Consider the following 14,142-nt stretch of genomic DNA (forward strand, 5'->3'; position numbering starts at 1 on the left):
GCGGTAAGTCAGCGCCGCTCGCGCCACCACAGGCCCAGCATGGCCAGCGCGAACGCCAGGCCGAAAGGCCAGACCGGGAGGGTGCGCGCGGCGCGGTCGGCAGCCGGCGCCGGTGTGCGGGCGGCATAGCGCGCAGTCGCTTCGCGGCGCTGGGCACGCTGCCACAGGGCCCAGTCGCCGTCCGCATAGACATAGAGCGCACTCTCCAGCGGGCGGGCGCCCTGTGCCTTCATTTGCAGCCAGCCTGGCTGCTTGGGCCACACGGCCACGCAGGAAGCGTCGACGTGCTCGGGGCGGTGCTGCCAGGGCAAGATGAGCGCCAGCGCCGGGAAGGCCAGCGTCCCGGACTTCTGCAGCGCCTCGCCGCGGGCGCAGACTTCCAGGCGCTGGGACGGCAGCGGCAGCTCGCCTGGAACCAGCCAGGCGATGTCTTCGTTGCGGCGCACGTGCAGGCGGTCGAGCACGGCCTGCCACCACAAGGCCAGCGCGCGCGGTTCCTCGATCGCATGGCGGTGCCAGCCACCCACGCCCAGCCAGGCGATGCGGCCCTTGTGCCAGTCGCGCGTCCACAAACCGTCTTCGCCCTGCCACTCGCCCGCAAGTGCGGCGGTCGGATTCATTCCGCCCGAAGCCATAGGCAGGCGAGTACCGATGGTCTTGTCGGCCGGCTGCGGCGCCAGGCGCAAGCCCACGCTGCGCGACCAGGCGCCGGGGTCGCCGGCATTCGCGCCCAGCACCAGCAGCGGCGCGCCCTCGGCCACGCGGGCCAGCAGCGCGCTTCTGGCGGCGTCGCCGGCGCGCTCGAACCAGGTGGCGTCGACGATCTCCAGGTCCGGCGTCTTCATCTCGGCGCGTGCGCTCTCGCTGCGGGTCAGGTTCTTGCCCAGCTCGACCTGCCAGTCGATCACGGCATTGCTGGCGGCCAGCAGGTCGTTCAGCGTGCGCAGGTCGAAGGACGGGGCGCCGAAGCGGCCGCGTACTTGCAGCGGCGACGGTTCGGTGACGGTCACCGGCACCGGTCCCTGGTCGACCAGCTTGCCGTTCGCATCCAGCAGCCGCGCTTTTAATACCAGACGCTCGGCCAGCGGCGGCAGCCACTGTACCGACAGCAGGCCATCGCCCCTGGCCTCGGCCAGCACCTCGTCGTTCTCGGCCAGCAGCTGCAGGCGGCCCTGTTCCTTCCAGGAGCGCTGCAGCGTCAGGGTGAACATGCGTCCCAGCGCGACCGTCGATGGGAAGTCGATGTGGATGACAGGCGTGGCCGGTACGGTCCAGGCGAGCGGCCGCGCCGGCAGGTCCTCCCATTCGGCGGCGCGCAGGCCGTCGCCTTCCAGCTTGATGCTGCGGATGCCATCCAGCGAGGCCGGTGCTTCCTTCGAATTCAACGCCAGGCTGACGCCCGCCTCGCCGGGGAGCGCAAAGCTGCCGACCGCACCGGCCAGCGCGATACCCGCGATTGCGGCCAGCAGCGCGTCGATCCAGCGCTGGCGTGCGCCGTAAGCCAGGACGCTGAATGCGCCGATGACGAGGGCGGCGATGGGGAGCCAGTTCATCGCAAGCCTCCCCGTACGGCGCGTTCAAACGGAGTCTCGACCCGCGGCGTGGCCTGCAGCAGCACGGGCGCCTCATGCACGGCGCCGCGCAGCCAGGCGCGCAGCACCGGGCGGCAGGCCAGGCAGCCGTCGGCGACATCCTGGATCGCGCGCTGGGCCGCCAGGCGCTGCTCGTCGACGCCGATGCGCTCGCGCACCCAGTCGTGGGCAGTACGGGTCCACAGCGAGGGCAGCGGGCCGTCGCCGGCCAGCGCCTGCACCAGTTCGCGCAGCTGCGCCGGCACAGTATCCGGTGCGCTCGACTGTTCGCGGCGGCCAGCGGCAGCGCCGGCCATGTCGCCCGTCATGCGCTTGTCCTCCTTGATCGGCGGCGGCGCAAAGGCCGTCTTGTGCAGGTAGATGCGCTCGGACTGCTGCAGTTCCTTGATCGCGTCGAGCGCCTTGTGCTCGGGCGGCAGCGCCGTCTTCGGGGTGATGGCGCGCAGCGCGTTCTCGGCATCCCACATCGCGGACAGGGCGCGCCGCAGCACCTTCTTGGTGGCCTCGTCGAACAGGGTCGCGTTTTCCGCCTGGTCGTGGGCATGGCCGAACTCGTGCAGCACGTCCTGCGGCCTGTTCTTGCCGCCGCCGTGATCGTCGTTATGGTCGTCCTTGCCGAACAGGGTCGACTCCTCGCCCAGGAACTGGCCGTAGCGGCGCCGCAGCGCGCCCTGGTCGGCGGCGATCGCTTCGCTGCGCTCGCGCACGGTGTCTGCGCTCATCTTCTTGGCGCGCATGTCGGCGATCAGCTGCTCGGTGTCGATGATGATCTGGCGCTGGCTGCGCAGGCTCTCGGGCTTGACCATCACCGGCAGCGCGGAGACGTCTTGCTCTTCCTCGGCCTGCGGGGCCGGCAGGCGCAGCGTGTAGGTCGGCGACTGCACCGTGTGCGGCTTCGCTGCGTTGTCGCTGGCGCGGACAAAGAAGTACAGTTCGTCGCCCGGCTCCATGCCGAGGTCGATCAAAGTCCAGTTCCTGGCCCAGTCGCGGCGATGCGGATCGCGGCCCGCCGGGAGCGGCAGCTCGCGGTCGCTGAAGCGGATGTTTTCTCCGCTGCCGCGCGCCAGGGTCAGGTGCAGGGTCGCCTGCTTCACCTGGTAATCGTCGCGCACCGCAATCGCCATCGCCGCCTGGGTGGCGTCGCGCGCCAGTTCCTTGATGATCTCGTTCGGCTGGCTCACCACGATCTCGGGAGCCTGGTCGGGCAGCACCTTCAGCGTGTAGCGGGCGCCGCGCCAGCGCCAGAAGATGGATTCGGTGGCGGTCCAGCGCGCGCATGCGGCGCCGGCCTGGAGTTGCTGGCCGTCGCTCAGTTCGATGGTCTCGACGGCATCCGCAGGCTGCTTCAGGCACCATTCGACCACGGTCTGTTCCGGCGCCGTCAAGTCGCGCGGCGCGGAGACGGCGGGTTCCACGCCCGTGTACTGCGGCGGCGTGAGCTTGACCGTCAGCGCCGCGGCGGCGGCTGCTACTTGCATCGCCCTGGCGCCAGGTAGGCCGGCAGCGCGCGGCTGCGCGCCGTGCGGCAGCAGCGTCGCGCCCCAGGCCAGTGCCGCCAGCGCCAGGTTCCCGGCCAGCCAGGGCAGACCCGGGCGCACGCGCTCGCGCACGATCGCACGGACGCGTGGGCCCGTGAGGCTGGCGCCGACGCGCTCCAGCAGGCGCCGCTGCTGCAGCTGCGCCACCGGCGATTCCGCCCGCAGCAGCAGCGCGGCGCTGTCTTCCATTTCCGGCACAGCGCCGTCCAGCCAGACGGTCCATTGCCGCTCCACCCGATGCTTCAGTCGCAGGCCGTCCCAGGCGCAGAAAGCCGACCAGGCCAGCAGGCCGGGGCCGGAGCGCAGCAGCAGCCAGGGCATGGCGCCGATGAGCCACAGGCCGCCACGGCGCAGCAGTGCGGCGCGCCACAGGCGGGCGAAAATCTCAGCGCCGGCGGACATGCGTCATTATCCTTTCCAGGGCAAACAGGACCAGCAGCGCGATGGACAGCGCATCGTGCAGGGCGCCGCCGTTCGGCCCCGCCGGCACATGCGCATCGACGACCGGCGCCTGCGCCGGCGCGGTGTAGGGCCGCAGCCCGAGATGCAGGCGCTGCCAGCTTTCGAACATGGTGCGGGCGCCGGCGGCATCCTGCGGCGGCAGCCAGGCGGCGCTCCACAGGCGGCCGCGCGGGCTGTCCAGGTAACGCAGACCGTCGGCCTGCGGCGCCTTCTGCAGTTCGGGGAAGGCGCCGCTATCGGCCACCCACCACAGCGGCGCACGCAGGCCCGCCGGCGGCGCTTCGGGCAAATCCCAGATGACCAGTCCAGTCTTCGGCCCCGCCTGTTCGTCGAATACGTAGCGCTGCGGACCGTCGAGCGCCCCGAACAGCTTGCGCCATTCGTCCGCGCGGCGGCTGAACACGGTCACGTGCCGTTCGTCCGCTGCCGGCGGCGCCGCCTGGGAACGCACGATCACCGCATGGCGCAGGCGCGGCAGTGTAGCCGGCATCGCCACGTCGCCGACCAGCAGCAGGCGCGCCTGCGGCTCGAATTCGCGTTCGTGCTCATGCAGCCAGCGGTAGGCATCGCGGTTCGGCAGGTCGATGCGGCGCGCCTCAGCCAGGCCGGCGTCACCTATCTGTTTATCCACGAAAGCACGCTCGGCGCCGGGCACGATCAGCACGCTGTCGCCGCGCCAGGGCAGCACGGGGTCGGCCAGCAGCGCGATCAGGGCCGCCAGCAGCAGGCAACGCAACAAGAGCAGGAACAGGTCGCTCAAGCGCCAGACGCGCAGCTGCACCGGTTCGGACTGCGGCAGGAAGCGCGCCGTCGCCAGCGGCATGGCCCTGGTCTGTTCGCGCTTTTGCCGGTGCCACAGGATGGGCAGAATCAAAACAGGCAGCGCCCACCACCACAGGCTGTTCATGAGCGACCTCCGGGCTTGCGCAGCCAGGCGCGCAAGGTCTCGGCCGGCGCCCGCTCGATCGGCGCCGCCACATAGGGAATGTCATGCGCGCGGCACTGCCGGGCCACCATGCCGAAATGTTCTTCGCGCCGGCGGATGTACTCGGTGCGCGCCTCGCCGGCGAAGCGGAACAATTTGGCGTCCCCTTCCGGGTCGCGCCAGGCTGTCGATCCATCGAAATCGGCCGCAATCTCGGCCTCGGTCTGCAGGCACAGCGCGCGCACATCGTGGCGCATGCCGCGCAGGCGCAGCATCGCTTCCGACAGCGGCGACGGCCAGTCAAGAAAATCGCTGGCCACGCAGACCACGCTGGGGGCGCGCGCAAAATGCAGGCTGGCGCGCAGCACCTCGCCGGCCGGCAGCGTGCCGGCGGCGTCGACGCGGTCCATGTGGGCCAGCACGCGCTGCAACTGGCGCGGCCCGCGCGCGGCCGGGGTGAAATGGGCACGCTCGCCCTGGCAAATCAGGAGCCCGAAGGCGTCGCCCTGGCGCTGCGCGATGGCGCCCACGCAGCCCAGCAGCAGGCGCGCCATGCCCAGCTTGTCCAGTCCTTCGATACTGCGGCTCGGCTCCAGCATCGATGCGGTCGCATCCAGCACCAGCCACACCGCGACATGGCTGTCGCGCTCGGCCTCGCGCACGTAGTAGCGGTCGGCGCGCGCCATCAGCTTCCAGTCCACGCGGCGCCACTCATCCCCGGGCGCGTAGGCCCGGTATTCGGAGAACTCGACGCCGGCGCCGCGCTCGCGCCCGGCGTGGATGCCGTGGCCCAGCCCCGCCAGCACGTGGCGGATGGCGAGATCGAGTTTTCCCGTGTGCGCAGCCAGCGCCGCACTTGCCAATACGGACACTTAGTCGATCCGGACTTCGTTGCGCAGCGCGGCGAGGATGTCGGCAATCGCAACGCCGTCCGCCTCCGCCTCGAAATTGCGCAGCACGCGGTGCGCCAGTACCGGCAGCAGCATCGCGCCGATGTCCTCGCGGGTGACCGCCAGGCGGCCCTGCATCAGCGCGCGCGCCTTGGCGGCCAGCACCAGCGCCTGGCCGGCGCGCGGACCGGCGCCCCAGCCGATGTGCTTGCGGATCGCCTCGACCTGGGATTCCGCCGGGCGGGTCGCGCGCACCAGCCTCGTCGCATAGCGCAGCATCGGTTCGGAGATCTCGATGTCGCGCACCAGTTGCTGCAGGCGCAGGAGCGTTTCGAGCGTCATTGCCGGCTCCGCGTCGGCCAGGCCGGCGTGGGTGGTGGCGCCGACCATCGCGATTTCTTCATCCTCGGTCGGGTAGCCGACGTCGATGCGCAGCAGGAAGCGGTCGAGCTGGGCCTCCGGCAGCGGATAGGTGCCGGCCTGCTCGATCGGGTTCTGGGTCGCCAGCACGAAGAAGGGGCGCGGCAGCTTGTGCGTCTGGCCGGCGAAGGTGACGGAACGCTCCTGCATCGCCTCCAGCAGCGCCGACTGGGTCTTCGGCGGCGCGCGGTTGATCTCGTCGGCCAGCAGCACCTGGGTGAAGACGGGCCCCTGCTGGAAGCGGAACACGCGCTGGCGCGTCGCCTGGTCTTCCTCGAGGATCTCGGTGCCGACGATATCCGAGGGCATCAGGTCGGGCGTGAACTGCACGCGCCGGAACTGCATGTCGGTGGCCTGGGCCAGCGATTTCACCAGCAGGGTCTTACCGAGCCCCGGCACGCCCTCGACCAGCGCGTGGCCGCCGGCCAGCAGGCAGGTCAGGAGCAGGTCGATCACATCCTTCTGGCCGATGATCACCTGGCCCATGCTCGCCTTGAGGGCGCTCACGCGCGACACCAGGTCGGTAATCTCGTTCTCAGTCCATGCCTCTGCCACTTGCTATGCTCCCAACGCGTATTGAATGATATTGACCGCAAAGCGGGTGTTGTCGACCGCCAGCCAGCGCTTGTTGCGGAAGTCGTAGTCCCACTCGCAGCCGTAGTCCTTGTTCGAATACAGCACGCCGATGCGGCCATTGACCTCGATGGCGCGCAGGTATTCGTGCACCAGGTCGTCGCCCCAGCCGTTCAGCTCCACCGTGGTGTTGGGCGGGCCGTCGAACTTGAAGAAGCTCGAATACAGGCGGTGCGTATTCGGGATTTTTACCAAGGCCTTAGTCCCGAACATTTTGGCCAGCTCGGCCTCGAAGGACTTGGCGAACAGGCCGTCGATGTCGTGGTTGCAGTCGTCCACGAAGACGAAGCCGCCGCCCTTCACGTAGCGCTCGAAGTTGCGGCGCTCGGCGGGCGTGAACTGCACCAGCTTGTGCCCGGCCAGATAGCAGAACGGCGCCTGCAGCATCTTCGGGTCCGACAGGTTGACCACGCGCTCGGCCGGGTCCACGCGCAGGGTCGTGTACTCGACCAGCGAGTTGAGCACGTTGCTGGGCATGCGGATGTCGACATCCCAGTCGCCCGACTCGTACATCAGGCGCGTGAAGTAAAAATCGTAGACCACTACATCACACGGCGTCGGACAGCGAAGTGAAGTTGAAATCGCGGATACGCATCGGCGGAATCACCATCTGGTAGGCCACTTCGTCCGGCCCGATGATGACCGGCTTGCCCAGCTCATCGACGTTGTTGAGCATCGTGATCGGGCTCTCGTTGAAGCGGAAGTTCTTGATCGGGTACTTGATCTTGCCGTTCTCGACGTAGAAGGTGCCGTCGCGCGTCAGGCCGGTCAGCAGCACCGATTGCGGGTCGACCATGCGGATGTACCAGGTGCGGGTCACGACCACGCCCTTCTTCGTACTGGCGATCAGCTCTTCCAGCGACTTGCTGCCGCCGGCCATGATCATGTTGCCGGCGCGGGCGGTCGGCGCCACGCCGTTCTTCTGCGCCCAGAAGCGCGAGTACTCCAAGTTGGCGACCTTGCCGTCCTTGATCAGGTCGCGGCGCTGGCGCGCCAGCATCGAGCCGCTGTCCCAGGGGCTGACCGGCACGTCCTTGTCCCAGGGGTCGGACCACACGTTCACCTGTTCGTCGAACAGCTTCTCGCCCAGGCGGTTGCCGCCGCCCTTTTTTGCCAGGAAGCTGCGGCCCTCGTCGGCCTGGCGCGCACCGAAGGCGCCGAACATGCGGCCCAGCAGCTCGGAGGTCGCGGCCGGCTCCAGGATCACCGTGTAGCGGCCCGGCTCCAGCGCCTTCGCGTCGACCGAGCGCAGCGCCTTCTCCATCGCCACGTCCGAGGCTTCGCGGGCGTCGAAGCGCCTGGCGTCGCTGGCCGAACGGGTCACCCAGCCCGAGCCGCGGCCGTCTTCGGTGCGCGCGGTGCAGGTGAAATCGAGGCCGGTGAACTCGCGGTGGCCGAACAGGCCCTTCGAATTGGCAATGGTCTCGAAGCCGGTGGTGTCGGTGAAGAAGCCGGCCGTCACCAGCTTGTTCTTGCGCCCGGCCAGGATCGCGTGCGCGGCGACTTCGGCGCGGAAGTCCGGGTCGATCGCGGCGGTCGATGCAAAGTATTCGCCGCTCGCCTTGAATTCCTGCTTGCCCGGTATCGGCACGTATTCCGGATTCTCGGGCGCCAGGCGCGCGGTGTCCTCGGCGCGGCGCACGGCCTGCTCGAGCGACTTGTCGTCGAATTCGTTGATCGATGCCGTGCCCTGGCGCTTGCCGAAAGCGACTGTGACGACCAGCCGGCGGTCTTCGTTCAGGCCCGCGGTGGACACGCTATTGCGCGCAAAGCGGATATTGCCCTGGCGGCTGCCGTTGATGGCGACGCTGCACTCGTCCGCCTTCGAGAAGGACAGCACGCGGTCGCAAATCCGTTTTGCTTCTTCCTGGTTCAGCTGTTTCAATCTAGTCTCCTCAGCCGATCTTGCGGCCGGTATTGATCACTTTGACGCCGTTGAAGCGGGTGGTCGAGGCGCCGTGCGAGACCGCGCTGACCTGGCTGGGCTGCCCTTTGCCGTCGAAGAAGGAGCCGCTCATGCGCCAGTCGCGCTCGTCGCAGATGGCGCTGCAGGCGTTCCAGAATTCCTGGGTGTTCGACTGGTAGGCCACGTCTTCCAGCATCGGGCCGATCTTGCCGTCCTTGATCTCGAAATACAGCTGGCCGCCGAACTGGAAGTTGTAGCGCTGCTGGTCGATCGAGTAGGAACCGCGTCCCAGGATGTAGATGCCCTTCTTGACATCCTTGACCATCTCGTCCGGCGTCAGGCGCCCTTTGCCGGCCGCCAGCGAGACGTTCGGCATGCGCTGGAACTGCACATTGCTCCAGCTGTCCGCGTAGGAGCAGCCATGCGATTCCTTTTCGCCGATGATGTGGGCCTGGTCGCGCGTGGCCTGGTAGTTGACCAGGATGCCGTCCTTGATGATGTCCCAGCGCTTCGGCTGCACGCCCTCGTCGTCGTAACCGACCGCGCCCAAGGAGCCGGGGGTGCTTTTATCGGCGAAGAAGTTCACCTTGTCTGAGCCAAACTGGAATTTCTTCGTCTCCCATTTATCGAGCGTGCAGAAGCTGGTGCCGGCGTAGTTGGCTTCGTAGCCCAGCACACGGTCCAGTTCCGTCGGGTGGCCGACCGATTCGTGGATGGTGAGGAAGAGGTTTTCCGGCGCGATCACCAGGTCGTACTTGCCCGGTTCGACGCTTTTCGCCGTCAGCTTTTCGCGCGCCTGGCGGCCGGCGTTTCGCGCTTCTTCGACGATGTCGTAGCCGCCCTTGTACAGGGTGGTGACGCCGCCCGCGGCCAGGATCTTGTGCTCCGGACGCACATCGAAGTATTCGTAGCCCATGCCGACCGGCGGCGCCAGCCCGGCGCGCGAACGGAACTTGCCGGTCGCCTTGTCGACCGCGGTGGCGGTCAGCGGCGCCCACAGGCGGTGGATGTCCTGGTCGATGTACGAACCGTCGGTGGAAGCGAAGTACTTCTGCTGGTTCACCTGGAACAGATTCGCCGTCATGAAACTGGCGCCGGCATCCAGACCCGCCTTGTTCGCGGCGATCAGCATCTCGGCCTTTTCCTTCACCGGCACGCTGCGCCAATCCTTCTTGATCGGCGTGGCCCAGGCCACCTCGCCCACGCCCTTGGTTGGCGCCAGGCGCACCGGCTCCGTCTGCAGCTTCGCATTGGCGCGCGCGATCGCCACCGCCTGGCGCGCGGCATTCGCCACGGCGTCCGGATTCATCGCATTGGTGGCGGCGAAGCCGTAGGCGCCATCGGCAATCACGCGCACGCCGACGCCGCTGGACTCGGTGTTCGTCACGCTCTGCACCGTCAGGTCGCGGGTGTTGATGAACTGGTTCAGGTAGCGCCCGATGCGCACGTCGCAATAGCTGGCGCCGGCCTTGGTGGCCGCGTTGAGGGCGGCGTCGGCCAGCGCCTTCTTGAAGCTGCGCGGCATGCTGGACTGCAGCTCTTCGGCGGCGATGGCATTGCCGAAGACGGGAACCAGGATCGCGCCGGCGGTGCCGGCGGCCAGGTGGAGGAAAGTACGGCGTTCCATTGAATTAGACGGCATCCGACAGCGAGGTGAAGTTGAAGTCGCGGACCTTCATCGGCGGAATCGACATCTGGAACGGCACCTCATCCCCACCGATGATCACCGGCTTGCCGATCTCCTCGATGTTGTTCAGCATGGTCACCGGGCTCTCGTTGAAGCGGAAATTCTTGATCGGGTACTTGATCTTGCCGTTCTCGATGTAGAAGGTGCCGTCGCGGGTCAGGCCGGTCAGCAGTACCGATTGCGGGTCGACCATGCGGATGTACCAGGTGCGGGTGACCAGGATGCCCTTCTTGGTGCTGGCGATCAGGTCGGCGGTGGTCTTGTCGGTGCCGGCCATGATGATGTTGCCCGGGGTCGCCGTCGGCTTTACGCCCTTCTTCTTGGCCCAGTACTGCGAGTAGTTCAGGGCGTTGACCTTGCCGTCCTTGATGATGTCCATGCGTTCGCGCGCGATCAGGTTCTGGGTATCCCAAGGCAGCACCGGCACGTCCGGATTCCAGGGGTCGGCCCAGATGTTCACCTGGCTGTCGAACAGCTTGTCCCCCAGGCGCGAGGCGCCGCCTTTCTTCGACAGGAAGCTGCGGCCTTCGTCGGTCTGGCGCGCATCGAAGCCGAACAGCATGAAGCCGAGCAGTTCGGAAGTCGCGGCCGGCTCCAGGATCACGGTGTAGCGGCCCGGTTCCAGGGCTTTCGCATCGACCGAGCGCAGCGCCTTCTCGATCGCGACGTCGGCCGCTTCGCGCGGGTCGAATTTCGACGCATCGGTGGCCGAGCGCTTGACCCAGCCCGAGCCGCGGCCGTCTTCGGTGCGCACGGTGCAGGTGAAATCGAGGCCGGTTTCATTCTGGTGGCCGAACACGCCGTTGGAGTTGGCAACGGAAGTAAAGGAGGTGCTGTCGCTGAAGAAGCCGGCGGCCACCAGTTTATTCTTGCGGCAGGCCTCGATCGCGTAGGCGGCAGCCTGGGCGCGGAATTCCGGATCGATGGCGGCGGTTTTCTTGCTGAAGGTCTCGGAAGCGCGGTAGTTCTGCTTGGCGACGGCCGGCATGAACTCCGGATTCTCCGGCGCCAGCCTGGCCAGGTCTTCCGCGCGGCGCACGGCTTTTTCCAGCGACTTGTCGTCGTACTCGTTGATGGTGGCGGTGCCCTGGCGTTTGCCGAAGGCGACCTGCACGGCAATGTTCGTGTCTTCCGCCAGGCCGGCGGTGGAGACGGCGTTGCGCGCGAAACGGATATTGCCCTGGCGGCTGCCGTTCACGGTCACGCTGCATTCGTCGGCCTTGGACAGCGACAGCACGCGGTCGCAGATATGCTTGGTTTGGTCCTGGGTCAGGATGGTCATGGTCGTTGTGCTCCTGCCTTAGCCGATCTTGCGGGCGGTGTTGATGACGTTGATGCCGTTGAAGCGCGCGGTACTCGAACCGTGCGAGACGATGGAGATCTGCGGAGGCTGGCCCTTGCCGTCGAAGAAGGAGCCGCCCATGCGCCAGTCGCGCTCATCGCAGATGGCGCTGCAGGCATTCCAGAATTCCTGGGTGTTCGACTGATAGGCCACATCTTCCAGCATCTGGCCGATCTTGCCGTTGTTGATCTCGTAGAACAGCTGGCCGCCGAACTGGAAGTTGTAGCGCTGCTGGTCGATCGAGAACGAGCCGTCGCCGACGATGTAGATGCCCTTCTTGATGTCCTTGACCATCTCGTCCGGGCTCAATCTCTTCTTGCCCGCCTGGAGCGAGACGTTCGGCATGCGCTGGAACTGCACGTTGCTCCAGCTGTCCGCATACGAGCAGCCGTGCGATTCCTTCTCGCCGATGATGTGGGCCTGGTCGCGCGTGGCCTGATAGTTGACCAGGATGCCGTCCTTGATGATGTCCCAGCGCTTGGTCTTGACGCCTTCGTCGTCGAAGCCGACGTTGCCCAGCGAGCCGGCGGTGACCTTGTCCGCTACGATGTTCACCAGCGGCGAACCGTAGTTGAATTTCTTCGACTCCCATTTATCGAGGGTGGCGAAGCTGGTGCCGGCGTAATTCGCCTCGTAGCCCAGCACGCGGTCCAGTTCCGTCGGGTGGCCGACCGATTCGTGGATGGTCAGGAACAGGTGTTCCGGCGAGAGCATCAGGTCGTACTTGCCCGGGACGACGGTCTTGGCGGTCAGCTTGCGCTTGGCGTCGCGGCCGGCGGCGCGGGCATCCTCGATCATGTCGTAGGAGCGGGTGTACAGCGTCGCCACGCCGCCGGCGGCCTTGATCTTGTCTTCCTTGCGCGCGTCCAGGTATTCGTAGCCCATGCCGACCGGCGCCGACAGGCCCTGGCGCGAACGGAATTTGCCGGTCGCCTTGTCGACCGCGGTGGCGGTCAGCGGCGCCCACAGGCGCTGGATGTCCTGGTCGATATACGAGCCGTCGGTGGACGCGAAGTACTTCTGCTGGTTCACCTGGAACAGCATCGACTGCATGAAGTTGGCGCCGCCTTCCATGCCGGCCTTGTTGGCGGCGATCAGCAGCTCGGCCTTTTCCTTGATCGGCACCGTGCGCCAGTCCTTGGTCACCGGCGTCGCCCACGACACCTCGCCCACGCCCTTGACTGGTGCAAGCTGCACCGGTTCGGACTGCAGCTTGGCGTTGGCCTTGGCGATCGCCACCGCCTGGCGCGCCGCGCCGGCCACGCCGTCCGGGGTCATGTCGTTGGTCGCGGCAAAGCCGTAGGCGCCGTTGCAGACCACGCGCACGCCGATGCCGGCCGACTCGGTGTTCACCACGTTCTCGACGTTCAGGTCGCGGGTGATCACGTACTGGTTGAGGTAGCGGCCGATGCGCACGTCGCAGTAGCTGGCGCCGGCCTTGGTGGCGGCGCTCAGCGCGGTATCGGCCAGCATCTTCTTGGCCGCAACGGGCATCGGATTGAGCAGTTCTTCGGCGGCGATTGCGCGGCCGAAGACGGGAACCAGCATCGAGCCGAAAGCCAGGCCGCTGATGTTGAGGAAGGTACGGCGTTCCATGACGTCTCCTGAAGTGGACAGTGGCCCGGCGGACGGACCGCTTGTTTGTACTGCGCTTGGTCTTCTTCGTTCTTGGCTGCTGAACCATATCAGCAAGTAAAGTTTTTGAATAGGCAATCTTTATGCCAAGCGCCTGAATCCCTGCTTGCGGCGCACGGGGCGGTCCGGTGTTCGGCTGGACAGTGTCCGCGCCCTGTCCGGGGAGTGTCCGCTCGGACGCCTGCGATACATACACATCTTTACTTGACGACAATTGTGACGTGGCCGATGATCGCCGGGCGGCACGGCATGGCGCCGATGCCATCGACCCTGGAGACGACACAATGAAACGATTCATCCTGGCCGCCCTGCTGGCAAGCGGCCTGGCCGGCCTCGCACAAGCCGCCGACAAGAACGACGACGCGCAGCTGCGCGCGGCCATCGCGGGCAGCCACCGGAGCAGCGCCAACGCGGCGCGCGACAGCTTCCGCCATCCCTACGAAACCCTGAGCTTCTTCGGCATCAAGCCGAACATGACCGTGGTCGAGCTGTCGCCGGGTGGCGGCTGGTACACCGAGATCCTGGCGCCCTACCTGCGCGATAACGGCAAGCTGATTGCCGCGGGCCCGGCGTTCAATCCGGCCAAGCGCGGCACGGTGGCGTTCAAGCAGAAGCTGGACGCCACCCCGGCGGTCTTCGGCAAGGTCGTGCAGGGCGTCTTCGAGCCGCCATCGACCTACAACTTCGCGGCCCCGGGCAGCGCCGACATGGTGCTCACCTTCCGCAATCTGCATAACTGGATCGACGACGGCGGCGACGAAGAGCTGAAGGCCGTGTTCAAGGCCGCCTACACCAGCCTGAAGCCGGGCGGGGTGCTGGGGATCGAAGAACACCGCCTGCCGGAAGCGATGCCGCAGGATGCAAAGACCTCGAGCGGCTATGTGCATGAGTCCTATGTGATCAAGATGGCCGAGAGCGCCGGCTTCAAGCTGGCCGGCAAATCCGAGATCAACGCCAATCCGAAGGACAAGGCCGACCACAAGAACGGCGTGTGGGCGCTGCCGCCGACCCTGACCAACAAGGACGAAGACCGCGCCAAATACCAGGCCATCGGCGAGAGCGACCGCATGACGCTCAAGTTCGTGAAGCCGTAAATACGCGATCGATGCTCA

At 67.0% G+C, this 14,142-nt stretch carries 11 protein-coding genes; 1 reads left to right on the forward strand and 10 read right to left on the reverse strand.

The genetic code is table 11. From position 1 onward, the window contains the following. Nucleotides 1–8 precede the first annotated feature (8 nt). The 10 genes from AC07PE_RS26220 to AC07PE_RS26265 are packed head-to-tail and all read right to left on the reverse strand — an operon-like array spanning nt 9 to nt 12,991. Nucleotides 9–1,553 carry a hypothetical protein gene (locus AC07PE_RS26220; protein WP_498770120.1) on the reverse strand — a complete coding sequence of 515 codons (1,545 nt, stop codon included), beginning with the start codon at nt 1,551–1,553 and terminating at the stop codon, nt 9–11. Beyond that, the gene (locus AC07PE_RS26225; protein ID WP_498770122.1) at nt 1,550–3,532 is read right to left on the reverse strand and encodes a hypothetical protein; all 1,983 of its coding nucleotides are present in this window, start codon (nt 3,530–3,532) and stop codon (nt 1,550–1,552) included. Before AC07PE_RS26225 ends, AC07PE_RS26220 begins: the two co-directional genes overlap by 4 nt. Continuing rightward, nucleotides 3,516–4,499, reverse strand: a complete 984-nt coding sequence (locus AC07PE_RS26230; RefSeq protein ID WP_498770124.1) for a BatA domain-containing protein — start codon at nt 4,497–4,499, stop codon at nt 3,516–3,518. The genes AC07PE_RS26225 and AC07PE_RS26230 overlap by 17 nt, the downstream gene beginning before the upstream one ends. After that, nucleotides 4,496–5,389: a DUF58 domain-containing protein gene (locus AC07PE_RS26235; protein ID WP_498770126.1), complete on the reverse strand. Its 894-nt coding sequence runs from the start codon at nt 5,387–5,389 to the stop codon at nt 4,496–4,498. Before AC07PE_RS26235 ends, AC07PE_RS26230 begins: the two co-directional genes overlap by 4 nt. Next, nucleotides 5,390–6,382, reverse strand: a complete 993-nt coding sequence (locus AC07PE_RS26240; RefSeq protein ID WP_498770128.1) for an AAA family ATPase — start codon at nt 6,380–6,382, stop codon at nt 5,390–5,392. A gap of 3 nt (nt 6,383–6,385) precedes the next feature. Continuing rightward, nucleotides 6,386–7,003, reverse strand: a complete 618-nt coding sequence (locus AC07PE_RS26245) for a DUF4159 domain-containing protein (RefSeq protein ID WP_498770130.1) — start codon at nt 7,001–7,003, stop codon at nt 6,386–6,388. A gap of 4 nt (nt 7,004–7,007) precedes the next feature. After that, nucleotides 7,008–8,345 (reverse strand): TldD/PmbA family protein, encoded by a 1,338-nt coding sequence (locus AC07PE_RS26250; protein ID WP_498770132.1) that lies wholly within the window; start codon nt 8,343–8,345, stop codon nt 7,008–7,010. A gap of 10 nt (nt 8,346–8,355) precedes the next feature. Next, entirely contained in the window at nt 8,356–9,993 is a 1,638-nt protein-coding gene (locus AC07PE_RS26255; RefSeq protein ID WP_498770134.1) for a TldD/PmbA family protein, read from the reverse strand. Nucleotides 9,994–9,997: 4 nt separating this feature from the next. Then, a complete protein-coding gene (locus AC07PE_RS26260; protein WP_498770136.1) occupies nt 9,998–11,335 on the reverse strand; it encodes a TldD/PmbA family protein in 1,338 nt (445 codons plus the stop codon). 18 nt (nt 11,336–11,353) lie between these two features. Beyond that, nucleotides 11,354–12,991 carry a TldD/PmbA family protein gene (locus tag AC07PE_RS26265; protein ID WP_498770138.1) on the reverse strand — a complete coding sequence of 546 codons (1,638 nt, stop codon included), beginning with the start codon at nt 12,989–12,991 and terminating at the stop codon, nt 11,354–11,356. A 323-nt stretch (nt 12,992–13,314) separates the two neighbouring features. Between AC07PE_RS26265 and AC07PE_RS26270 the strand changes: the two genes are divergently transcribed. Continuing rightward, on the forward strand, nt 13,315–14,124 hold the full coding sequence (locus tag AC07PE_RS26270) for a class I SAM-dependent methyltransferase (RefSeq protein WP_498770140.1): 810 nt from the start codon (nt 13,315–13,317) through the stop codon (nt 14,122–14,124). Nucleotides 14,125–14,142: the final 18 nt, after the last annotated feature.

It is taken from the genome of Telluria sp. GW821-FHT07G12, assembly GCF_059418525.1.